The organism is Teredinibacter sp. KSP-S5-2, assembly GCF_032773895.1.
In the GTDB taxonomy this organism is placed as follows: Bacteria; Pseudomonadota; Gammaproteobacteria; order Pseudomonadales; family Cellvibrionaceae.
Window position 1 is genome coordinate 2,977,463 of record NZ_CP120416.1, and the last position, 22,676, is coordinate 3,000,138.

General features: G+C 41.4%; 22 protein-coding genes. All 22 read right to left on the reverse strand.

Features of this window, described 5'->3' with window-relative positions:
* Positions 1-96: 96 nt before the first annotated feature.
* The 22 genes from P5V12_RS12785 to cysN all read right to left on the reverse strand — a co-directional run bounded on the left by P5V12_RS12785 (position 97) and on the right by cysN (position 22,674).
* Positions 97-939 carry an FkbM family methyltransferase gene (locus P5V12_RS12785; protein WP_316953474.1) on the reverse strand — a complete coding sequence of 281 codons (843 nt, stop codon included), beginning with the start codon at positions 937-939 and terminating at the stop codon, positions 97-99.
* Positions 905-2,107 (reverse strand): hypothetical protein, encoded by a 1,203-nt coding sequence (locus P5V12_RS12790; protein WP_316953475.1) that lies wholly within the window; start codon positions 2,105-2,107, stop codon positions 905-907. Before P5V12_RS12790 ends, P5V12_RS12785 begins: the two co-directional genes overlap by 35 nt.
* Positions 2,108-2,143: 36 nt before the next feature.
* On the reverse strand, positions 2,144-3,454 hold the full coding sequence (locus P5V12_RS12795) for a glycosyltransferase (protein ID WP_316953476.1): 1,311 nt from the start codon (positions 3,452-3,454) through the stop codon (positions 2,144-2,146).
* A complete protein-coding gene (locus P5V12_RS12800; RefSeq protein WP_316953477.1) occupies positions 3,451-4,197 on the reverse strand; it encodes an NAD(P)-dependent oxidoreductase in 747 nt (248 codons plus the stop codon). The genes P5V12_RS12795 and P5V12_RS12800 overlap by 4 nt, the downstream gene beginning before the upstream one ends.
* A gap of 11 nt (positions 4,198-4,208) precedes the next feature.
* Entirely contained in the window at positions 4,209-5,375 is a 1,167-nt protein-coding gene (locus tag P5V12_RS12805) for a UxaA family hydrolase (protein ID WP_316953478.1), read from the reverse strand.
* A gap of 16 nt (positions 5,376-5,391) precedes the next feature.
* On the reverse strand, positions 5,392-5,664 hold the full coding sequence (locus tag P5V12_RS12810; protein WP_316953479.1) for a UxaA family hydrolase: 273 nt from the start codon (positions 5,662-5,664) through the stop codon (positions 5,392-5,394).
* Positions 5,633-6,328, reverse strand: coding sequence for an acylneuraminate cytidylyltransferase family protein (locus P5V12_RS12815; RefSeq protein WP_316953480.1), 696 nt, complete (start codon positions 6,326-6,328; stop codon positions 5,633-5,635). Before P5V12_RS12815 ends, P5V12_RS12810 begins: the two co-directional genes overlap by 32 nt.
* Before the next feature lie 15 nt (positions 6,329-6,343).
* The gene (locus tag P5V12_RS12820; protein WP_316953481.1) at positions 6,344-8,044 is read right to left on the reverse strand and encodes a capsule biosynthesis protein; all 1,701 of its coding nucleotides are present in this window, start codon (positions 8,042-8,044) and stop codon (positions 6,344-6,346) included.
* A 39-nt stretch (positions 8,045-8,083) separates the two neighbouring features.
* Positions 8,084-9,088 (reverse strand): Wzz/FepE/Etk N-terminal domain-containing protein, encoded by a 1,005-nt coding sequence (locus P5V12_RS12825; protein WP_316953482.1) that lies wholly within the window; start codon positions 9,086-9,088, stop codon positions 8,084-8,086.
* Positions 9,089-9,212: 124 nt separating this feature from the next.
* The gene (locus P5V12_RS12830; RefSeq protein ID WP_316953483.1) at positions 9,213-10,217 is read right to left on the reverse strand and encodes an undecaprenyl/decaprenyl-phosphate alpha-N-acetylglucosaminyl 1-phosphate transferase; all 1,005 of its coding nucleotides are present in this window, start codon (positions 10,215-10,217) and stop codon (positions 9,213-9,215) included.
* Between the two features lie 137 nt (positions 10,218-10,354).
* The gene (ihfB, locus tag P5V12_RS12835) at positions 10,355-10,648 is read right to left on the reverse strand and encodes an integration host factor subunit beta (RefSeq protein ID WP_316957427.1); all 294 of its coding nucleotides are present in this window, start codon (positions 10,646-10,648) and stop codon (positions 10,355-10,357) included.
* A 42-nt stretch (positions 10,649-10,690) separates the two neighbouring features.
* Complete coding sequence (gene wecB / locus P5V12_RS12840) at positions 10,691-11,815, reverse strand: non-hydrolyzing UDP-N-acetylglucosamine 2-epimerase (RefSeq protein WP_316957428.1); 1,125 nt, start codon at positions 11,813-11,815, stop codon at positions 10,691-10,693.
* Between the two features lie 48 nt (positions 11,816-11,863).
* The gene (locus P5V12_RS12845; RefSeq protein ID WP_316953484.1) at positions 11,864-13,291 is read right to left on the reverse strand and encodes a mannose-1-phosphate guanylyltransferase/mannose-6-phosphate isomerase; all 1,428 of its coding nucleotides are present in this window, start codon (positions 13,289-13,291) and stop codon (positions 11,864-11,866) included.
* 57 nt (positions 13,292-13,348) lie between these two features.
* Positions 13,349-14,368, reverse strand: coding sequence for an NAD-dependent epimerase/dehydratase family protein (locus tag P5V12_RS12850; protein WP_316953485.1), 1,020 nt, complete (start codon positions 14,366-14,368; stop codon positions 13,349-13,351).
* Between the two features lie 13 nt (positions 14,369-14,381).
* Complete coding sequence (tviB, locus tag P5V12_RS12855) at positions 14,382-15,656, reverse strand: Vi polysaccharide biosynthesis UDP-N-acetylglucosamine C-6 dehydrogenase TviB (protein WP_316953486.1); 1,275 nt, start codon at positions 15,654-15,656, stop codon at positions 14,382-14,384.
* A gap of 210 nt (positions 15,657-15,866) precedes the next feature.
* Positions 15,867-17,552, reverse strand: a complete 1,686-nt coding sequence (gene rpsA / locus P5V12_RS12860; RefSeq protein WP_316953487.1) for a 30S ribosomal protein S1 — start codon at positions 17,550-17,552, stop codon at positions 15,867-15,869.
* A 198-nt stretch (positions 17,553-17,750) separates the two neighbouring features.
* Positions 17,751-18,926: a lipopolysaccharide assembly protein LapB gene (gene lapB, locus P5V12_RS12865; protein WP_316953488.1), complete on the reverse strand. Its 1,176-nt coding sequence runs from the start codon at positions 18,924-18,926 to the stop codon at positions 17,751-17,753.
* A gap of 3 nt (positions 18,927-18,929) precedes the next feature.
* The gene (locus P5V12_RS12870) at positions 18,930-19,235 is read right to left on the reverse strand and encodes a hypothetical protein (protein ID WP_316953489.1); all 306 of its coding nucleotides are present in this window, start codon (positions 19,233-19,235) and stop codon (positions 18,930-18,932) included.
* Positions 19,236-19,925: a (d)CMP kinase gene (cmk, locus tag P5V12_RS12875; protein ID WP_316957429.1), complete on the reverse strand. Its 690-nt coding sequence runs from the start codon at positions 19,923-19,925 to the stop codon at positions 19,236-19,238.
* A complete protein-coding gene (gene pyrF / locus P5V12_RS12880; protein ID WP_410483290.1) occupies positions 19,925-20,635 on the reverse strand; it encodes an orotidine-5'-phosphate decarboxylase in 711 nt (236 codons plus the stop codon). Before pyrF ends, cmk begins: the two co-directional genes overlap by 1 nt.
* A 139-nt stretch (positions 20,636-20,774) precedes the next feature.
* A complete protein-coding gene (locus tag P5V12_RS12885) occupies positions 20,775-21,125 on the reverse strand; it encodes a ComEA family DNA-binding protein (RefSeq protein WP_316953490.1) in 351 nt (116 codons plus the stop codon).
* A 130-nt stretch (positions 21,126-21,255) separates the two neighbouring features.
* Entirely contained in the window at positions 21,256-22,674 is a 1,419-nt protein-coding gene (cysN, locus tag P5V12_RS12890; RefSeq protein ID WP_316953491.1) for a sulfate adenylyltransferase subunit CysN, read from the reverse strand.
* Between the last annotated feature and the right edge of the window lie 2 nt (positions 22,675-22,676).

Sequence of the window (22,676 nt, forward strand, 5' to 3'; positions counted from 1 at the left end):
TCCTCCGTAATTCGCCCGTAAGTAATAAGAATACGGCTACTAAGAGCACTCAAAAAAGTACAAAGCAATATAATCAGCGTATAGAAATTACTAGGCTTATAGCAACTTAGCATATCTAATTAATTTTTCTTTCATCGCCAACCAGCTTAAATAAAATCGAACGCTAGCATCTAAGGGGGTATCACTATGAACTTCTCTATACCTATCTGCCGCAATTAACACCAGCTCTGGCGAATTAACAATAATACCCAACATCATTGCCTTTTTCAGGGAATTAATTTCTCCGTCAGCAAGCTTTTTTTTGTTTAAAAAAAGTAGATCACCATAAGCCAAACTCTTAAAACTACCACCACTAGCAGGCAAATGCTTTAAATCACAAAAAGATATCAACCAAAATGAACGCTCTTTCAACCAAGCCACTACATCTCCAACTTTAGGTTGATTCTTGTAAAGTTCATAAAATTCGGATTCCACCTCAATAACAAGAGCTGAAGAGAGAGTCTCTTCTGCTCCTTGTAAAACTTCTAGCGCACCACCCTGCACGTCAACTTTCAAGAAATCATAGCTACTACAAACCTGATCTAGCCTCTGAGTATTCACATCCAGAGTTTTTTCTATTTTAAACTGCTTGCCCATACCCAGTTCATTAACAATACTCTCATTCGGCATTAGAAGTGACGAGCAGGCCGACTTACTGGTTACATAGAATGGCTGTCTAGACTCTTCTCGCCACAACGCTGTTTCTACAATTCTAACGGAATTCAGCTTTTCTTTGCCTTTCCACTCCAACCTACTGTTATCTGAAAACGGATCAAACCCAACAAAATCGACATATTCAAGTACCTTATTAAACTTGTGAGACGGACCAAAAGCACAACCTACATCCACAACGCTTAACTTTGAATTAGCTAATAGCCTTTTCGCCAGAATTTTTCTCATTATTGTTCCGCACCAAATTAAAAATAAACAATGATATCCATCCAAATAATAAAGCCCGAGCAATTAAGTAAACCAGCTCTGCACCATCAAATTCTATAAAATATAATATCACAGGAACCACAGCAAAAAGACTTACCCCAATACTATAAGGCATCCATATCTGATGAGTTATTCCTCTAGAGTTTGCTAGATTTTTCGCATGCCGACTTAAAACAATAAAAAAATATGTTAAACAAACAACCACCACCAATGGAATGTTATCAACCAAATCGACTTCAATATCAAACCAACCAAAAATGTACTTTGCCAACAACACAGACAAAATGAGTCCAACCACACTTATTAATGTAGATATAAGACTTTGATAGTTTAAAGACGCCCAACCAAGATTTCTGTTATAGCCCGCTGCCCAAAGATACCGACTTACCATACCCTGAAATTGTGGAATTGGAGAAAACAATCTGACAATCGTTGCATAAACTATAAAGCCGCTATCATCAAAAACTATGCTTGCGAAAAACAAATCCAATCCAAAAGCGATAACGCTTGACACCTCAATCACCGAGAACTTTGCCAAGTTCCAAATATTATCGAGGAATACTGGAAACTTCCTTAAGACATGTACTAGAACCCAAACAGCGCAAAAATAGAGACATATTAATAAAGCCACGAAATAACTGTACCCAAAGAAAAAACCCGGAATATCACTCCAGCTTTTAACTTTCAACACGAAAAATAAAAATATCAGCTCAACACAGAAAGAAAAAACTAAAGACTTACCATATTGATGGGTTACATTTAAAAATAGCTCCACATATCCAGCAACAACCCTCATAACAAACAATAGCAATGCAACAACTGCCAGGTATGGAAACTCGCGCTCCACAAAGCTAAGTAGCAAAAAACTCAAGATAACAATCATCAAAGATATTGTGCATAGCCCTAGCTTTAAGGAGTCCAACTCTAACTTTCTTTTTAAATAAAGATCTTTTGCATACACAGGAAAACCAATAGCATGTAGCTGAACAATACTAAGCAAGCTTAATGTGGAATAAAAATACTCAAATTCTCTACTACTAAGCGCCTTAAGCAACAACAAGAAAGTTACCAGCTTCAGTATTTGAATGCCACCAGTCGCAAGAATGCGGACAATTAATACACTACTCAATTGAATTCCTAATTTAATAAAAGCACCAAGATCTGACTACTTTTTCTTCTCTTTTATTTCTGACCAACTCTGAACTTCAAAAATTGCTGTCTCTTCAGAAATTAAGCGCCCTTCGCGGATCAATTGAGGTTTAGTAATTACACCCAATCCAGGAACACCTATATACACAGGTCTCCTAGACATGTATGAATGCTTATAATCATCATAACGCTGGTTCAACCCTGTCGAACTTTCAACCATTATAGGTCTTTTTTCCGGCCAAGCGGCCACGATAGAATCGGCTCCGATTTTTCGTAACTGATTTCTCATTTCTGTGAATAGTTTAACCCTCCTATTTGGATAGATCATCTCTGCAACAGCAATATAGTCGTAAAACTTGTTCATTGACTCCAAGTGCTCAAGTAATTTTGCTAAATCATCTATTAACGGAGGAACAACTGCTGGATCGGTGTACTTCCTGGTATATGGCACATAAAACCCTTGACTCTGTGCGAATTCAGCAACATTATCAGAATCAGGGAGCACTAGAATGTCGAAGCCCTTTTCCTCTTTCAACTTTGGGGCGGCCTGCTCTAAACCTAGTTTATCAACAACACCGTATCTCTTTGATATAGGGACAACTATTAATGACTTCTGATATTTGTAAGGATTTTCAAAACCATTAAACTCAGCATCATTGGAGTGTAGATTCATCATTACGTCAACAACTCCGTCACATCTCTTATTGTTTCCGTTTTGATGTATCCCATGATGATGAAAGACAACTGCCTCAGGGGTATAAATAATTCTATTCCCCTTGTCTATTTGCATTTTACCCCAAACCCTGTCCTCAAGATTAGTAAGCTGAGCATCAAAGGGCAATTCTTCCCATGTAGATTTATAGAAGGCTGAATTAGCGTTGTGAAAAAATGGGTCTTTGATTTGAACCCTTCGATCCAATCCAAATGTAATCCACATATCTCTAGCGTCACTCTTTTCGGTTGACTCTAATGGAATCTGTCTTCCATATACCCCACAAACCCCCTCTAATTCCAGCTCGCAACACAGAGCTTCCAACCAATATTTATTAGCAGGAATACAGTGTGCAGAAATACAGACTATGATTTCATTTTTAGCCTTAGCGATACCACGATTTAAAGAATCTCCAGGCTTATACTGATCGATTTCGACATAAGTTAAACCAGGCCACGCACTAACAGCCTTTTTCACAGTCGCATCCGTACTTAAATTATCGACAAGAACAACCTCTATCTCTCTTTCTGTAGTTTGATCCTTAATCCCCTTAAGGCATAGAGATACCCACTCTTCTTCATTTTTTGTTCTGACAATAACTGATACGTTCTTCATGCATTTACCTCATTTTCCATCCATGAATATCCGTCTCCAACCCAGTTTTTTGTGACATAACCCTTCCATTCAGACTCAATCAAACTACGAATGCCCGCCCTCCAGCGATCATTACTAACTCTTAAACAACTTAATCTTTTTTCCAACTCTCTGATTCTATTTGAAGAAGGGCATTCAGTATCTTTAGTATAACGCTCTGCATACGCAGTATCCCTGTCTTCACTTTTTGGTAACACCGCACCAATCCGTAGGCCTATGGATTGGATTCCAAATTCAAAAGACAGATAAGACAGCAGAGATTCACCAAAACTCTTACTCACACCATAATATGAGTCTGGACATGGCTGCTCCAGGCCTTTTAACGAAACACCAACATCTTCGAAGTAGATATCAGGAGAATTCTTGAGTTCAAATTGACCTACAACATGGTTCGAACTTGCAAATATAATCTTCTCAACTCCTTCAGAAACCGCATCAAGAAACAACCCTGAACAAACCTCAATATTATTTTTATATACATCTTCCCAACTACTGTTGGTTTTAGACGCGCCAGCTAAATGAATAAGAATCTTTACTCCCCCCAAAACTAGCTTCCTAAACTTCTTACAAGACAGATCCCCAACATATTTCTCTGAACTGCTGGACAATAGTATAAAATCTGAAGCGTCAGTATATCGAGCTCTGGGAAACTCCTCTTGCAAAATTTCCCCGCAAACCCCAGCGGCTCCCGTAATGAGAATCATTCAGCCTACCTTTACCGTTTATAATAAAAGTCAAAACTATCTAAGCAGTTTGACTCAGATATTGATTCGATCCCTGACAACCATTCTGCAATCATACCTATAGCTCGATCTAAAGACTCAGTCGAATGCAAATCCTCGAAGACTACTGGAAAATCAAACATTCCCTTCATACTTTTACAGGTTTCTTTGTTCCCACAAAATGAAAATACTGGACAAAATGGATGATTAAAAACACCACCTCGACCAGTAGAAAACAATACTCCTTGAGCCCCGGCGGCAGACATTAAGGTAATTACTTGAGGTTCCTGGTGCGTCCCCAATTGAAAATAAACCCCAGGTTTGTTACCGACCTTTTCGGCGTAACCTCTTTCAACAGACAAAGCATCTACGATAATTGACGACGAAAATTTTGAGTAAGAACCAGCAGCCTTTTCTTCGATTGTTGTCAACCCACCAGAAAAATTACCTTCCACCATTACAGAGTTCAGTTGACCACTCAATAAAAGATCTTCCTGTTCTTGCTGAATTTTACTAAAAATTTTTTTAAATACCTTATCGTTAGAGCATTTTTCTTTGATCTGAGACTCCAAACCAATCAACTCAACTGGCTCACTAGCAATTACCCTCGCCCCCAGATTAATAATAGCTTCTACCACTCGCCCTAAAAAAGGGTTAGACACAATACTATTCGTATAATCTGAGCCTCCACAATTAATACCTAGCACCACATCACCCCATTCGACTGCTTCTCTCTCCAATTTCTGGATAGACCTTTCAAAGGAATGAATATGTTTACTTATTCCAAATATTAACTGATCAACACTTCCAGACGATTGAACAGAGCTCCGCTGTACATCAATACCAAGAGCTAATGCAATGCCCTCTAGTTTGTCGATTTCAATACTTTCGCACCCCATCGAAACTAAGTGTAGGCCCATTACGTTCCCCGATGAAAGCATTCCACCAAGTTGACTAACAAACTCTGGAGAACTCGTACATTGCTCCCTATGAGAGATAAACTTGACAGTAGTGCTATATGTTAGCTTCCTTAGATACCCTTCCACACAAGGAGCTACGGCAACAACAAGAAACAAATTTCTAAACCCCACTCCCCCATGCAAACGTCTATACCCAAATAATCTCGCATCCGCGGGAGAACTATATAGCGACACATTCATAATATAATTCTCAGCTTTAGATAAATCTGGAACTTAGGTTATGGTGGTGAACATGAACGCCAGTTTCAATCTGGACTGAAGCCAAACCAATATCAATACCCATTTTGATAATGGAGCCTCCTTTATTAATAGTCTGTAGCGCAATTTTATGACCTTCAGGAACCTCCGATATTGAAAACAGTTTGGCACTCACATGCCCACCCTCAATAATCAACTCTTCACCCTGGCTAATTGAACCAAGTGCAACCCCTACATTATCAAGTGGACTTATTTTCAGCACTTTCGCCATAACACTGCCTGATCATTCTAGCCAAATTAAGATCTTCTATATCATCTACGTCTATCGAACGGAATGCAGGCATCATAGCAGCCCCTACTCGTCCATAAAGCCTGCAGTCATTTTCAATAAAACCCTCGGCCTTAAATGCATATACAGCTTTGTTTTCTACAAACTGATTCCAGCTTTCAGTCTGCCTAGCAGCCCTATTTTTTGGTATATAATTCTGAGGAACGAAAATATCACCCACTTTTTTCCACAAGTAAGAATGATCTTCAACTAAGGTAAGTGCGGAATCATAACTTCCACTTTGTACCAGCTCAATAGTGGAATCAATGTCTTCAAAAGTCCGCAGAGGTGCAGTGCAGTATAATAGAACCATTATATTCGGCTTTACATCTAACTGGTTATAAGTCCACTTTAACAAAGGGTCTACCTCTGCAATATCCGACCCCATATCCTCAGGCCTCCGTATCACATCCGCACCGACTCTCTCCGCTTCTTTCTGGATATCATCATCGTCTGTATTTACAATTAACCTACTAATAAATCGACTTTTCCTTGCTTCTTCAATTGCCTCTGACAATAACGAACCACCACCAAATGGCGAAAGATTTTTTTTCTTAATTCCCTTAGACCCGCCTCTTGCAGGAATAATAGCAGTAATGTCGCTCATTTCACCCCCATAAAGTTAATCATCGACAATAAATTTTCTTCCGTTAACTATACCATCACAAATAGCATCAAGTCCTTTATTTCTCCCTTGAGAAAGCTCCTCCAGGTCATTGATATTCAGGTTAAAAGCCATCGAGTCTTTTGTCTCTTTAAGGAAGTCAAGATAAATAGCGCGCCGATTAAAAAAATGGTACGCAAACCTAAGCGCATCATTTGTTTGACCCGGCGACAGCTTTCGACCAAACGGAATTTGATCAAGTATTTTTTCATACTCCTCTGGAGTTACAGGATCAGTCGTAAAACCTTTTCCCTTAATCCAGGCCTCCCCACAAACAACAACATTTTGACTTCTCGAAGTTAGCTCAATCCCAGTCTTCGTGCCGTAAATTAACGTAGTATCGCTCACCTCTGCTAGCCTATATGTACTAACCTTATCGTCTGCCGGCACAATAAATATATTGCTCGACAAAACTGGAAAACGATTTCTAATCTCTTGTTCAAGTGGTTGCCGCGAGGGGCTATGCCTTTTAATCTCAGCTGGATGAACTCTAACAATAAGCTGAACATCCCTCCTTTTCTGAAAATACTCAACAGTATACAAAGCCCACTCAATTAAACTTTCAAAGACATTGGATGAATAATGCAACTGAGCGTCCCACACTACATTAGGTAGGAGAGTAACTATTGGCTTTGAAAAATCTAATGAACTAAGTTGAGCAGATGACGTAATAGATTCTTCTGGGTTTTCGTTAAACTGCTGCCAATCACCCGTACCCTTTTCTCTGCTCACAAGATAATCAGTAATCTCTTGCTTTTTGCTATCAGTAAATTCGAAGTGTTTCCAATCGACTTCAGGCTCAGAGATCATCGTCTTATGATATGTATCTCCGTGAGAAAAAATAAACCTTCTTTTTCTATATGAAGTATTCCAATTAACTACCCTGACACTTTCTTTACGGCACACCTCTCCAATAACTCCATGGGGCACATAAATTCCATGAAAACACACCATCGCCTCATATTTTCTTTCTCCGAGAACAGTCTTCATAACATGCGCCACCACCAGAGAAGAAACAAAGTACTTCCTTAGAGCCTGCTCTGATTGATAATCTCCCTCTTGAAGCTCGCCTTTACATAAAAACCGTAAAGCACCACTTTTAGCATGTTCTCCTATAAAATAGCCATTATCATCCCTATACTCCAGAATATCACTAAAGCTTAACTCTCTAGATAGAGTCTCATATATACCTCTATCAGCATCACTAATGTAGTCACTATAATTAAGAACATTCACCCCAAGTTCTGACCACATCTTTGCAGCCTGCTTGTGACAACCGTAGCACAGCCCTACTCCATTGGGCCCCTCTCTAAAAAAAACATCCAGTTCATTTTTTACGTATTGGTATTCAGAAATAATACAACCAGGTAAAGCGGCATCACACAAGAGAACATCTACAGCAACACCACGCTGTATCAAACTAGCAGCTATAGCACTCTCTGTAATATTTCCAGCTCTATGACCGCCAGAACTAGTGGCAATTAAAATTCTTTTACTGCCACTTTTCTCAACATCAAAAACAAGCTTATCCCATTCCAAACTAGAATTTGAAATTATTTTCGCCCAACTTGGATAGCCGGACAACCCTAAATCGGCCTTTAGGCGATACTTAATTTTTTTTGGTATTTTTTTTAAAATATAATTCTTAACCTTTCTCAACTCTGAGATCCTTATCTACAAGTCACGACATTATTAAACTCACCGAAAAGTATCGCGCACCTTCCCAGTAAGCTTTACTTTAATCATAAAAAAAATAATCAAACCAAAAGAAGTGAGGATACTAGCCAACAACGCAGCCACCACTACCATAACTGCTCTACGGGGTTTAAATTTATTGTCTGGAGTGTTAGGCGGATCGACCATATCAAAAACAAATTGCTCTCGAACCTCAGACAACATTATTTTTTTTGTTTGCTCTTCAATTAGCTGATAAAAAGCAGCTCTTAATTCAGCAACGGATGTATTACTCAGTTGGCTTGAAAGATATTCAATGCTTCTTGTAGCCTCTAGAACCTCCTTTTCCCGGACATGCGTATTTATATCTTGAATAAGCATTGTCAACCAACGTTGAGCATGTGCTGGGGAATAGAACTCAAGTGACACATAGACGTACCCCGTTTTCGAATTCTTGTCAACAGAAAGTCTATCTACAAATGCCTTATATAACTCTTCATCTGTTGGAGGCTTAGAAATCCATTTATTTCCTTCTTTGTTGAATATACTTGAATCCAAAATCAATCTATCATTGTCTTTATCCCACGATTTAGAAGCAATTAAATCGACGCCAATCTGATGTTTTTTTATGAAGCGAACGATAAAATCTCTGGAAACCATTTTTTCGATTGCGTATCTAGTTCTATGATCCCCACTACCTGAAATATTTATCCCTGCAAAGCTCGCAAGCCCCCCTAGATTACCTGCCAGGCCAGCAATTCCTGAACCATCCCCGGTATCAGCAGGGGCCAAGAGCGCATCTGATTTATACACATTTGGAATATAAATTGAGTACAAAGCCACTAATACCACAATCAAAAAAGTTGAAATCAGAATTGTGTATTTGTTTCCCCACAATAAAGAAACAATATCTATTAAATCAACATTGATTAGATCAATATTTTCCTCAAACATAGCGCTGCTTGTTGAACTAGCGTTTGAATGACAGACTGCACCCACACTACTTACTTGGTTCTCATTTTTATCCATTATCAAATTGTACCAATATTAACAGCTTGCCATTGAAATCAAATTTATTGCCACAACTCCCAAATATTTATTCGAAAACTCGGCTATATCTAAACGATCCAGTTAGCAAAACTTCCGGTTAAGGCTATGCATGAGCTCTTCTTCTTGCCTTGTGCAATCGAAAGAAAAACCAAAGCCGGGACATAAAAACTTGATAAATAACACCGGCCAATAAGAGAGCCACTAAACTAACCATTTCGCTCACACCAAGCATCAACAAAATGATCGAAAAAGTAACGAGTAATGCATGAACAATCAAAATAATACAAAGCACCTCTCTTGGGCTATAGCCAGCCCTTAGAAGAATATGGTGCAAATGTGTTCTATCAGGTGAAAGTGGAGAGCTACCTCGTACAAGTCGCCTGTAAATTATGGTCACCATATCAAGAAAGGGAAGAAATACTAACCAAAGAGCAACCACCGGAGGAAATGACGCCCCCTCCCCTTGGGACCCTCTAATACAAAAAACTCCAATCGAGAGCCCTAAAAACATACTACCTGCATCACCCATAAAGATTTTTTTTGTACTTGCCCCTATTGCAACCAAGTTAAAATATAGGAACGCAAACAAAGCTCCTATAAATGATGTACAGATCAAATAATCAACTTTTGCGCCAGATAGGCCAAACAAAAAAAGCATTCCCAAAAAAGAAACAATCGAAATACCACCTACAAGACCATCAACACCATCCATCATATTCATTGCATTTGACACCCCCATTAATGACAAGACAGCAACAGGATATCCAAGTATCCCTAACTGTATCTCGCCCCACTCAAATATCGCTCCCAAAGATTTTATGTGTATTTCCAAGCCATATACAAAGATACAACTAATAAGCAATTGCGCGACCAATCTATAACCTGGACTTAAATGGTACTTATCATCAAGCATCCCCATTAAAACTATCAACCCACCAACAACAACAAATATTCGGGTGAATAAGACACTTTCTACAAAAAGGACTGCGATCAAACCTACTGATAGATAAATGCACAAACCACCTATCAGAGGTACATTTCCAGAATGAAGTTTTCTGCCTCCAGGTTTATCTACCAGATTAATTAATACTGAAATAGGAGACAACATTCTAATCATCAAAAAGCAGAGCAAGCATGACAGTATTAAAACCGAACCCAAATATATCACTTTTGAGTATCCCAACAGTTCATATCCAAAAGACATAATTTAAAGGAAAAACAATGGTACGACCAAGAGAAATGCAATCATGCACCTGATAATTTCTCATTCACCCTATCCCTCAGTTCCTTACCGGGCTTGAAATGCGGCACAAACTTTCCTGGCAGACAAACTGATTCACCAGTTTTAGGGTTTCTCCCTGTTCTTGGGGCTCTGTAATGTAAGGAAAAACTACCAAACCCCCTTATTTCAATACGATCACCTGTAGCGAGACTTTGAGACATATATTCTAGAACCAGCTTAACAGCAAGCTCTATATCCTTTGCTGAAAGCTGGTCTTGCGACTCAGCAATTCGTTCAATCAATTCTGATTTCGTCATCATAGCCACCTTCTGAATTTTATATGCCATTAGACTAAAAATTTAACCAAATAAATAATCAACAATCTTTTGAGATGCATCCCCACTCCCGTACGGGTTAACAGCAGAACTCATTTCCCTATATTTTTCAGCATTCTGTATCAACATCTCAACTCCTGATACTATCGATTTAGTTTGATTCCCCACAATTTTAACGGCTCCTGATTCAACCGCTTCAGGTCTCTCTGTTGTATCCCGCATAACAAGAACAGGCTTGTTTAACGAGGGGGCCTCCTCTTGAATTCCTCCTGAATCAGTAAGAATCAAATATGCCTTGGACATTAGAAATACAAACTTACGATAATCCAACGGAGGTATTAATAATACATTTTGCAACCCTTCCAGAACCCTTTTTACAGGCTCTTGAACATTTGGATTTAAATGAACAGGATAAACTAGTTGAACATCAGGGTTCCTAATTGCAATATCCCCTATTGCTTTGCATATATTTTGAAAACCTTCACCAAAATTCTCTCGACGATGACCCGTAACCAAAATTAACTTCTTGCTAAAGTCAATTTTGTACTTTTCGTGGAGAGTATCTTCAAATCGCTTATCATCAGCACAGTAATCGAGAGTATAAAACAATGCATCAATAACAGTATTCCCTGTTACACAGATTGAACTCTCCGCCACCCCTTCTCGAATCAAGTTCTCCTTCGCAAAATCAGTCGGAGCAAAATGGTATTTCGCAATAGAGCTAGTTAGTTTTCTATTTATTTCTTCAGGCCAAGGGGAATAAATATCACCTGTTCTTAAACCCGCTTCTACGTGCCCAACATCAACCTTTGAGTGATAGGCGGCCAATGATGCCGAAAAGGTTGTTGTTGTATCCCCGTGCACAAGCATCAAATCAGGATTAAACTCAGCAATCACCTCTTCGATTCCACAAAGAACCTTTGAAACTATTTGATTAAGCGTTTGTTTACTGGTCATTAGGTCAAGATCATAATGAGGCACAATATCAAAAAGATTTAGCACTTGATCCAACATTTCCCGATGCTGAGCTGTTACGCAGATTCTTACATCAACATTTTCAACTCTGACCAACTGTTTAACCACAGGAGCCATTTTTATTGCTTCTGGGCGAGTACCAAAGACTATGAGAATCTTGTTAATCCTTCTCATCAAAAGTCGTTCTCTCTTATAAAAGTTAGTACTTTTTTATCATGCAACTTAAACTCTGCCATAGCCATCCTCATACCTTACAATATCGTCCTCACCTAAATAGCTCCCACTTTGCACTTCAATCAGCTGAAGAGGCAATTTACCCGGGTTAGACAAGCGATGTTTTTCGCCCAGTGGAATATATATAGATTGGTTCTCAGTTAAAAGAACCTCTTTGTCTCCTTTTTGTACGAGCGCAGTCCCTGTAACCACAATCCAATGCTCAGCCCTATGGTGATGCATCTGTAACGAAAGACTCTCTCCAGGCTTTACCTCTATGCACTTGACCTGATATCGATCACCAGAATCAATAGAGTCATAACTTCCCCAGGGACGGTGAACTTTTCGATGAGAAGCAAGCTCCGATCTATTGCCCGCCCCCAACTTATCAACCACCTCTTTAACTCTTTGGGTATCTCCCCTATTAGCAATCAAAAGAGCATCATCTGTATCCACAACCACAAGATCTTTTACACCTATAGCGACTAAGAGTTTCTTTTCAGCGTGAAGAAAAGAATCACTACAATCCAAAGAGATCACATCGCCCAAACTAGCGACACCATCGCCACTCTTTTCCGAGACTTGCCACATAGCATTCCAATCCCCCAAATCACTCCATCCACAGTCTAACGGAACAAGGTATGCTTCATCAGTCTTCTCCATGATCGCATAGTCAATGGATATATCCTCGCATCGAGAAAACTCATCGAAAGGTACCCTTACAAAATCAAGATCACATTCAGCTTTGCTATAAGACGAATGGGCGTGATCAACTATTTCAGGGTGATATTTTTTTAACTGGTCAAGGTAACACTTTGCTTTTACAACAAACATCCCGCTGTTCCATGCATATTCCCCACTTTTGACGTACTCGCACGCCTTTTCTCGATCAGGCTTTTCCTTGAATTCAAGCACTTTATGGACATTAACATCCAATTTCTCAGACCTAATATACCCATACCCGATCTCAGGACTACTAGGGATTACACCGAATGTAACTATTTTTTCTTCTCTGGCAACCTCTACCGCCGCACTCAATGCACAATTAAAGCTTTCTACGTCTTTAATCATGTGATCCGCAGGAAACACACACAAAATTGCCCCAGGATCTTGATCTATGGCCGCAAAGGCAGCCAGAGCAATAGCTGGCGCAGTATTTCTTCCGACTGGCTCTAGCAATATAGTCGGCTTTTCAACACATACATGACTTAACTGATCAGCAACCATAAAACGCTGGGAATCATTACATATAACTATAGGAGCAGATAAATGCCCAACTCTTTTTACGGTATGCTGCAACATCGTGTATTCGCCATACAACTTATGAAGCTGTTTGGGATATGCCTTTCTTGATTTAGGCCATAAGCGGGTTCCACTTCCGCCGGAAAGAATAACAGGAATAACTTTTGAGCTTTGCTTATCAAAAGACACGGACATCTACACCCCAATTAAAAAAGCGGTCATCGACCGCTTAGAATTATCTTTAGAGTTCAATTAAACGTTTGCAATGTACCAAGGCATTGCCTCTTCAATACCTTCGGCAATTCTATGACTTGGTTGATATCCAAGTAAACGCGCCGCTTTTGACACATCAGCCTGGGAATGTCGTACATCACCTGCTCGGAAGTCACGATATACTTGGTCAAGTCCATAAACAACATCTAATTTAGCTAGAGAAGCCTTAAGGCTATCGAACAGCACATTTAGCGTTGTTCTGTCGCCAACAGCAACATTATAGACTTCATTTTTTGCCTCATCTGAAGCGGTAGCCGCCAAGAGGTTGGCTTGCACGGCGTTTTCAATAAAGCAAAAATCCCGACTTGTTTCCCCATCACCGTTAATAAAAACCTCTTCACCCGCAATCATAGCCGCAGTCCACTTGGGGATTACAGCAGCATAAGCTCCGTTTGGGTCCTGACGTTTACCAAATACGTTAAAGTAACGTAAACCCACAGTTTTGAAGTTGTATGTTTTCGCGAAGACATCTGCATACAACTCATTCACATACTTAGTAACGGCATACGGGGAAAGAGGCCTACCAATATTCTCTTCCACTTTGGGCAATGCGGGGTGATCGCCATAAGTTGAACTTGATGCTGCGTATGTGAAGCTTTTTACTTCTGCATCTCTGGCCGCAACCAACATATTCAAAAAACCAGAAATATTGGTTTCATTTGAGGTTATCGGGTCATTGATAGAACGAGGTACTGACCCAAGCGCCGCCTGATGCAATACATAATCCACGCCAGAACACGCTTGCTTACAGGTATCCAGGTTACGAATATCGCCCTCAATAAAACGAAAACGAGACCATTGCTCCGATGATACAAGCGATTGCACTTCATCCAGATTTTTTTGGTGGCCGGTAGCGAAGTTATCCAACCCCACTACGGTTTGATTCAACTTCAACAGGGTTTCCAGCAAATTTGAACCAATAAAGCCGGCCACACCGGTGACCAGCCACACTTTAGAAGACTCAAGCAAAGTTGCTTGAAGTTCTGAATACTTACTCACAATAATCCCTTACTTAAAGTCGAATATCAGCGGCGTCTGAAGGTAGCACATATTTCAAATCGTATAAAACATGCTCAGCCTTACCATACGCACGAATAGCATCAGCCCCCATCTCAGCAAATTGTTTATGCGCAACCGCAAGGATTACCGCATCATAATCACCTTTTGCGGGTTCACTTATTGGCGTAATACCATACTCATGCTGCGCTTCTGCTGCATCCACCCACGGGTCACAGACATCAACGTCAACACCATAGTCTTGTAGCTCTGCAACGATATCCACCACTTTGGTGTTACGGATATCCGGGCAGTTTTCCTTAAAAGTCAAACCAAGCAACAATACTTTAGCCCCAGCCACATGAATTCGACGCTTAAGCATCGTTTTCACCAGCTCGCTAACGACATATTTACCCATATTATCGTTTAGACGGCGCCCTGAAAGAATGATCTCCGGGTTATAACCGATCGATTGAGCTTTATGTGTAAGATAGTAAGGATCAACACCAATACAATGGCCGCCAACAAGACCGGGACGGAACGGCAAGAAATTCCACTTAGTTCCAGCTGCCTTCAAAACCTCTTCGGTATCAATGCCCAGTTTATTGAAGATAACCGCCAACTCGTTAATCAAACCGATATTAACGTCACGCTGCGTGTTTTCAATCACTTTTGCCGCTTCAGCAACTTTAATCGATGAGGCTTTATGGGTGCCCGCTGTAATGATAGAACGATATAGAGTGTCGACACCCTCTGCCACCTCTGGGGTTGAACCTGAAGTCACTTTCAAAATATTGGTAACACGATGCTCTTTGTCACCCGGATTGATTCGCTCAGGGCTATAACCGCAGAAGAAATCTTCATTGAACTTAAGACCCGATACCCGCTCAAGAACCGGCACGCAGTCTTCTTCTGTTGCTCCAGGGTAAACCGTGGATTCATATATCACTACATCGCCTTTACTCAACACTTTACCAATGGATTCACTGGCTTTAATCAAAGGTGTTAGGTCTGGTTGTCGATGCTCATTAATCGGTGTTGGCACAGTTACAATGTACACATTCGCTGCTTTAAGATCATCAAGTTCAGCTGTGTAACTCAATTTTTCTGCTTCAGCCAGCTCTTCATCACTTACTTCTAGCGTACTGTCATGCCCATCATTGAGCTCCTTAAGTCTAGCCGGATTAATATCAAAGCCTATCGTTTGATACTTTTTCCCAAATTCAACAGCCAAAGGCAGGCCCACATAGCCCATACCAATAACAGCAATCACTGGATTAGCAAAGTCCATCACTTTTCCTTACATAGTCAAAACAGTTTTGAATGAGAACACCAGAGCTAGGTCGCTAAGTGTTTGATATCGTTTGAGTTCGCCATTTTACACAACTAAACGCAATAAGTTTTAAGAATCACAGTTTCGTGCGCAAAACTCATAAAAAAAGCGGCTTAGGTAGCCGCTTTTCTTGATTTACATAGGCATACAGCTTAGAAAACCACCAAATTATTGATTTTCCTGGCTATCGATTTGCGCCTTAATCAGGTCACCAATCGTTGCTGGAGCAGCTTGCTCAGCCTGCTTAGCTGAATGCTCTTTAATCGCAGCCTTCTCTTCATCAACATCTTTCGCTTTAACACTCAAGATAAGTGCACGGTTTTTGCGATCAACGTTAGTAATCTTGGCTTCAACTTCGTCACCTTCTTTAAGTACGTTACGGGCGTCTTCCACCTTATCACGACTCAAATCAGACGCTTTCAACGTTGCTTCAACGTCATCAGCTAAAGTGATAACAGCTTCTTTCGCATCAACAGACTTAACGATACCCTTAACGATAGCGCCCTTGTCGTTTTCAGCAACATAAGCAGAGAAAGGATCTTCTTCAAGCTGTTTAACGCCTAGAGAGATACGCTCACGCTCTGGATCGATGGCAAGAACAACCGTTTCAAGCTCATCACCTTTCTTGAATTTGCGAACCGCTTCTTCACCGGCTTCGTTCCAAGAAATATCGGACAAGTGAACTAGACCGTCGATACCACCCTCAAGACCAATGAAGATACCGAAGTCAGTAATAGACTTGATCTTACCAGAGATCTTGTCACCTTTGCTGTACTGGGAAGAGAATGAATCCCATGGATTTTCTTGACATTGCTTGATACCAAGAGAAATACGACGACGCTCTTCGTCGATATCCAGGATCATAACCTCAACCTCATCACCTAGGTTAACAACCTTGGATGGGTGAATGTTTTTGTTAGTCCAATCCATTTCAGATACGTGAACAAGACCTTCAACGCCTTCTTCGATTTCAGCAAAGCAGCCGTAATCGGTAAGATTAGTGATCTTAGCTTTAACTTTCGCACCTTCTGGGTAACGACTAGTGATAGACGCCCATGGATCTTCACCAAGCTGTTTCAAGCCTAGGGATACGCGGTTACGGTCACGGTCAAACTTAAGCACTTTAACGTCGATTTCATCGCCAACATTAACGATTTCACTTGGGTGCTTAATACGCTTCCAAGCCATGTCAGTGATATGAAGAAGACCATCAACACCACCAAGATCAACGAAGGCACCGTAGTCAGTAAGGTTTTTAACCACGCCTTTAACAGCCATACCTTCTTGCAGGCTAGCCAACAACTCTTCACGCTCTTCGGAGTTGGATTGCTCCATAACAGCACGACGAGATACAACAACATTATTACGCTTCTGATCAAGCTTAATAACTTTAAACTCAAGCTCTTTGCCTTCAAGGTGAACAGTCTCACGAACTGGACGCACATCAACCAGAGAACCTGGTAGGAAGGCACGAATGCCTGCAACGTCAACAGTGAAACCACCTTTAACCTTACCATTGATAAGGCCGGTAACAACTTCTTCAGCTTCATGAGCAGCTTCAAGAACTTTCCAAGCTTCTGCACGCTTAGCTTTTTCACGAGAAAGGCGAGTTTCACCGAAACCATCTTCAACAGTTTCCAATGCAACCTGAACTTCATCACCTACATTTAGGCTTAGTTCACCTTTTTCGTTAAGGAATTGGGAGGCGGGAATAACACCCTCAGATTTCAGACCTGCGTGAACTGTAACCCAGTCCTGGTCTACATCGATAACAACGCCTGTAACAATGGTTCCAGGAACCATATCGACGGTTTTTAAACTTTCTTCAAAGAGTTCTGCAAAGCTTTCGCTCATTTGTTTACCTGTAATATATAGTCCGTGTTGCCAGAGCACGGGTCAGTTAACGTTACTAAAAATGGCGTCGAGCTGGCTAAAATCACCCTTTTTAGCGAATCCAAGGGGTTAAAACATATACGACCGCTTGAAAGGCTGGCGAGGCTACCAGAAACAGGAGAGTAAAGCAATTAAAAACGGACAAACGAATAGACTTAGTTAAACCTGAAAAACGGTTCCCCAATTCTTACAGCTCGGACACTGCCAATGCATGACCTCGCCCGAAAAACCACAACGAATGCACTGATAGTGAAGAACAGAATCCAGTAGAGCCTGGATCGCCTCCAGGGTTTCTCTTGTGGGGTATTGAGAAATGATAGAAAGCAGGTTCTTATGAGTAAGAAGTTGCTGATGATTGTTCAATTGCTCAAACACATCAAACTGCAAACTGTCAAAATCAACATCATCCAACAGCGACAGAGCAATAATTTCTCGCAATAACGCCAAATGCGAATACTCTTTATACAAGTCGATCAACGCATTCAAAAGCGTCTTTTTAAGTTGCAGCTTGCGATAGGACTCAACAAACTGGGCCAGCGCTTCCGGCAAGTATCGATCATCAATTTCGGGCACACGTTTTAACGTTGCAACCGAGTTCGCGTAATCTTGATCAACATAATATAGCTTTGCCTGCAGCAACAATGCCCTGGCACAGCGTTTGTCATATCGTTCAGCATTACGCAACCAACGTCTCGCCTGCTGCCAATCATTATGCGCCATAGCCTCTTCGGCAATCTCACAACTATACTGCGCCTGCCGCTCGCGCCAGAGATCGGTTTTTGCCGAAAACTTACGCGTGGTTAACTGATCCGCCACATCAATGGCCGACAGCCACTCGCGCATATCCTGATAGACTTCCAGAAGATTTTTTAATGCCTTATCACGCAACTGCTTGCTGGCACCATTTTGCGCGGCCAACTCTTTGAATAGGGATTCCGCCCGATCCAGAAGACCTGAGCGCATGTAATCAACAGCAAGCTCCATCTGCGCTTCCAATGATTGCTTTTTGGAAAGGCTTGGACGTGCCAATAAGTTCTGATGCACCCGGATTGCCCGATCCACTTCACCACGACGTCGAAGCAAATTGCCCAGAGCCAAATGCGTTTCCAAAGTATCGGCATTGACTTCCAGGGCTGAAATAAAAGTGTCGATAGCCGCATCAGGCTGATCATTAAGAAGCTGAGTTAAACCTTGGTAATAACGTTTTTGCGGCCAATGGTATGCGGCGATCTTGGCTGACAAGCGTTTCATTTTTTTACGCTGGTAATAGCGGCCAAACTGAAAACCCGCAGCGATACCGATCAAAATTAAAATGAACAGCCCCAAATCCTGCACGAGTTATCCCTTAGCCTGGCTCTGCTTTAATAAGGCCACTTCTTTCTGCGCTTTTCTAAGTGCATTACTTTTACGCCACCCTTTAGCCTGATCAGCGAAAAAACTGGTTAAAAAACCCAACATAAGCCCAAGACTCAAAAACACAGCTAGGTAGGAGCCCAAACTCAGCTCAGGCAATGGTATGCCCAACATCTGAGGCGCCACATCGCCGGGATTTTCAACGGCAACAAAGCCTCCCAACAAAAGCATGGCGATGCACCATAAAACCATCAAGAAAGCCCGGATCATTTTGATCAGTTTTCTTATCATCTATCCCCTCACAGAACTGGAATCAAATGCCCTATTAGCCAGAGCCATTATTTGCTGACAAACCTGCTCAATACTCAATTCTGTTGAGTCAATCGTCACCGCATCGACCGCCGGCTTTAACGGAGCAACTGCGCGATTTGCATCCTGATAATCTCTTTGTTCAATGTCGGACAAAATCTTCTTGTAATCGACATCCTTCGCACCAGACTCTTCCAATTGTAGAACGCGCCTTTTAGCTCGCTCTGCAGCAGTTGCCGTTAGAAAGACTTTAACTTGGGCATTGGGAAAAACAACCGTTCCCATGTCTCGACCATCTGCCACTAACCCTTGCGCCATAGCAAAAGCTCTCTGTCGCTCTAATAGGGCATCACGCACCGAGTTATGTGCCGCAACCTTGGATGCAGCCATTCCAATTCGTTCTTGTCGAATGGCTTGAGTAACGTCCTCACCACCCAACAAAATAACCAACTCTTGCTGCTGGATAATAAATTCAACATCCAGGTTCGCTGCGATAACCGCCACCTCGACTTCGTTCCCAAGATCAACACCTGCACCCAACGCGGCTAAACCCGTGAGTCGATATAGAGAACCACTATCGAGTATATGAAACCCTGTCCGCTCTGCGACCAATCTGGCGATAGTGCCTTTTCCAGCACCACTGGGACCATCAATTGTAATAACTGGATGCATCATAAACCTTGAATTGATTGGCTAATTTGCAGACAAACTTCCGCTGGAACAGTCGCCTGAGTAATAGGTCTTCCGACCACGATGTAGTCACTGCCGGATTGAATCGCCTGCTCTGGAGTCATGATTCGTTTCTGATCACCAATATCAGCACCCTGAGGTCGAATTCCTGGAGTGATACAAAGAAAATCCATGCCACAATGCGCCTTTATCAGCTCCAATTCCTGAGCAGAACAAACCACGCCATCCAACCCCGATTGCTTAGCCAACATAGACAAACGCTTTACCTGATCACGCGGTTCGATAGTTAATCCCACACCAGCCAAATCGCTTGCATCCATGCTTGTCAGCACTGTCACCGCAATAAGCAGGGGCTTATGAGTGGATTGTTCGATTGCTTCCCTGGCAGCAAGCATCATTCTTTCACCGCCAGAAGCATGGACATTGACCATCCAGACACCCAACTCCGCCGCAGCTTTAACCGCTTTCGCAACCGTATTGGGGATATCGTGGAATTTCAGATCCAAAAAAATATCGAACCCCTTCCCTTGCAGCTTTTCCACCAGTTGAGGACCACAGGAAACAAAGAGCTCTTTTCCCACCTTTAAGCGGCAGGTACTTGGATCAAGTTGATCGACTAATTGAAGACAGGACTTTTCGCAATCGAAGTCTAGAGCTACCAATAATCGGGAGCCATGAGAAAGGTTTGTCATAGATATCTCTGAACACATTTAAACTGTTGTATAGCCATAAATGACTAAATAACGACTGCCAGAAGCCCCGGCAATCGTTTCAGAGAGTTTAGCATTTATCTTTCTCGGACAATACCGTGAAAGAAACCACAGAAGTAGACTAAAGAGTGATCAACGCTCGATTCTTTTTAATAGTCGACTCACCAATACCCTTCACTTCAGTAAGCTGATCAATAGACGTGAACTTACCATTCGCTTCTCGCCACTCTACGATCGCCTGAGCCTTTTTGAGACCAATCCCCTTAAGCGAAGCAGCAAGTGTTTCTGCATCCGCTTTATTAATGCTGACTTTTTGGATTGAAATCTCAGCAGGAGAGCTGCTCTTGGGTTTACCTGCAGCCAAAGCATCTGAACCAGCAAATAATAATAGAGCAACGGAAAATGCCGTTAGCGTTTGCAGCAGTTTTTTTGAGATTTGAAAAAATGAAAAGTTTGATTTGAAATTATCCATAATTGTTTCCTTTTTATTTATTATTTATCCCACTGACATATCCGATGCCAGTGAGATAATTCTGTCATAAAAAAGAAACGGATAAAAAGACGAATACATTAATTCGTCTTGTGAGATTTATCCTACAAATTTACTTAAGCAGCTTGGAAAGGTCCTTCGCATCCCAGTGAGGGAAATGCTTGCGAATTAACGCATTCAGCTCCACTTCAAATTCAGAATACTGACCCGCCGTATAGGATGCTTCTTCAAGCGCCTCTGTCACCATGCCCGCACCAACCGTGATATTGGTTAAGCGATCGATAACAATAAAGGCGCCCGTTGCACGGTTTTTCTCGTAAACATCAACAGCGACATCTTGCTCAAGCTGAGCATTGGCAACAGCAATATCATTCAACTGCATATTACTGACCGACGAATGTTCGAAGGTATTTACGTCAATTCGATAATCAATCTGTTCAAATACTCCGGGGGTCACTTTACTGGCGAACTTAAAGAAGTATTGCTTTCCAGGCTGCATTGGATCTTCCGACATCCACACAATGTTTGCCTTAACATGATTCGTCAGTGAAACTTTATCATTCACATGCACAATCATATCGCCACGACTGATATCCACTTCATTTTCTGTGGTTAAGGTAACAGCTTGCCCAACAAAGGCGTTTTCCAAATTGCCATCATAAGTAACAATTTCTTTAATTTTGCTGGTTTTTCCTGAAGGCAATACCTTAATCTCATCGCCAACACTGACAACACCAGATGCCACCGTACCGCAGAAACCGCGGAAATTCAGATGAGGCCGATTCACATACTGCACAGGGAAGCGAAAATCGGTTACATTTTTGTCGCCGGCAATCTCGACGCTTTCCAAAATTTCCATCAGAGACTGGCCTTGGTACCAAGGCATATTTTCACTTTTGTTCACAACATTGTCGCCATCCAAGGCAGAAATAGGAACGAAGTACACGTCTTTTTGATTTAAGGTTTCAGACAGTTGCTGATAGTCATTTTTGATAGACTCAAATTTGGCTTCATCAAAATTCACCAAATCCATTTTATTAATCGCAACAACAATATGACGAATACCCAACAACGAGGTGATAAATGAATGACGACGAGTTTGTGTCATAACACCATGTCGAGCATCAATCAAAATAATCGCTAAATCACTGGTCGATGCTCCGGTCGCCATATTTCGCGTGTACTGCTCATGCCCAGGGGTATCGGCAATAATAAATTTACGCTTTGAGGTGGAAAAATAACGATAGGCAACATCAATAGTAATGCCCTGCTCACGCTCAGCTTGCAAACCGTCAACCAACAAAGCCAAATCCACTTTTTCACCGGTTGTACCGTGCTTAGCGGAATCGGATTCAATCGCCTGCAACTGGTCTTCATAAATCATTTTTGAATCGTGCAGCAAACGGCCAATCAATGTTGACTTACCATCATCCACACTACCGCAGGTCAAAAAACGTAACAATTCCTTCTGCTCATGTTCTGCCAAATAGGCATCAATATCTTTTTCGATCAGTTCTGATTGATGAGACATAA

Coding starts and splice junctions, on each gene's coding strand:
- P5V12_RS12785 (WP_316953474.1), bottom strand. CDS start 939: ATGAGAAAAATTCTGGCGAAAAGGCTATTAGCTAATTCAAAGTTAAGC.
- P5V12_RS12795 (WP_316953476.1), bottom strand. CDS start 3,454: ATGAAGAACGTATCAGTTATTGTCAGAACAAAAAATGAAGAAGAGTGG.
- P5V12_RS12800 (WP_316953477.1), bottom strand. CDS start 4,197: ATGATTCTCATTACGGGAGCCGCTGGGGTTTGCGGGGAAATTTTGCAA.
- P5V12_RS12805 (WP_316953478.1), bottom strand. CDS start 5,375: ATGAATGTGTCGCTATATAGTTCTCCCGCGGATGCGAGATTATTTGGG.
- P5V12_RS12810 (WP_316953479.1), bottom strand. CDS start 5,664: ATGGCGAAAGTGCTGAAAATAAGTCCACTTGATAATGTAGGGGTTGCA.
- P5V12_RS12815 (WP_316953480.1), bottom strand. CDS start 6,328: ATGAGCGACATTACTGCTATTATTCCTGCAAGAGGCGGGTCTAAGGGA.
- P5V12_RS12825 (WP_316953482.1), bottom strand. CDS start 9,088: ATGGATAAAAATGAGAACCAAGTAAGTAGTGTGGGTGCAGTCTGTCAT.
- P5V12_RS12830 (WP_316953483.1), bottom strand. CDS start 10,217: ATGTTGTCTCCTATTTCAGTATTAATTAATCTGGTAGATAAACCTGGA.
- ihfB (WP_316957427.1), bottom strand. CDS start 10,648: ATGACGAAATCAGAATTGATTGAACGAATTGCTGAGTCGCAAGACCAG.
- wecB (WP_316957428.1), bottom strand. CDS start 11,815: ATGAGAAGGATTAACAAGATTCTCATAGTCTTTGGTACTCGCCCAGAA.
- P5V12_RS12845 (WP_316953484.1), bottom strand. CDS start 13,291: ATGTCCGTGTCTTTTGATAAGCAAAGCTCAAAAGTTATTCCTGTTATT.
- tviB (WP_316953486.1), bottom strand. CDS start 15,656: ATGGACTTTGCTAATCCAGTGATTGCTGTTATTGGTATGGGCTATGTG.
- rpsA (WP_316953487.1), bottom strand. CDS start 17,552: ATGAGCGAAAGCTTTGCAGAACTCTTTGAAGAAAGTTTAAAAACCGTC.
- P5V12_RS12870 (WP_316953489.1), bottom strand. CDS start 19,235: ATGATAAGAAAACTGATCAAAATGATCCGGGCTTTCTTGATGGTTTTA.
- cmk (WP_316957429.1), bottom strand. CDS start 19,925: ATGCATCCAGTTATTACAATTGATGGTCCCAGTGGTGCTGGAAAAGGC.
- pyrF (WP_410483290.1), bottom strand. CDS start 20,635: ATGACAAACCTTTCTCATGGCTCCCGATTATTGGTAGCTCTAGACTTC.
- P5V12_RS12885 (WP_316953490.1), bottom strand. CDS start 21,125: ATGGATAATTTCAAATCAAACTTTTCATTTTTTCAAATCTCAAAAAAA.
- cysN (WP_316953491.1), bottom strand. CDS start 22,674: ATGTCTCATCAATCAGAACTGATCGAAAAAGATATTGATGCCTATTTG.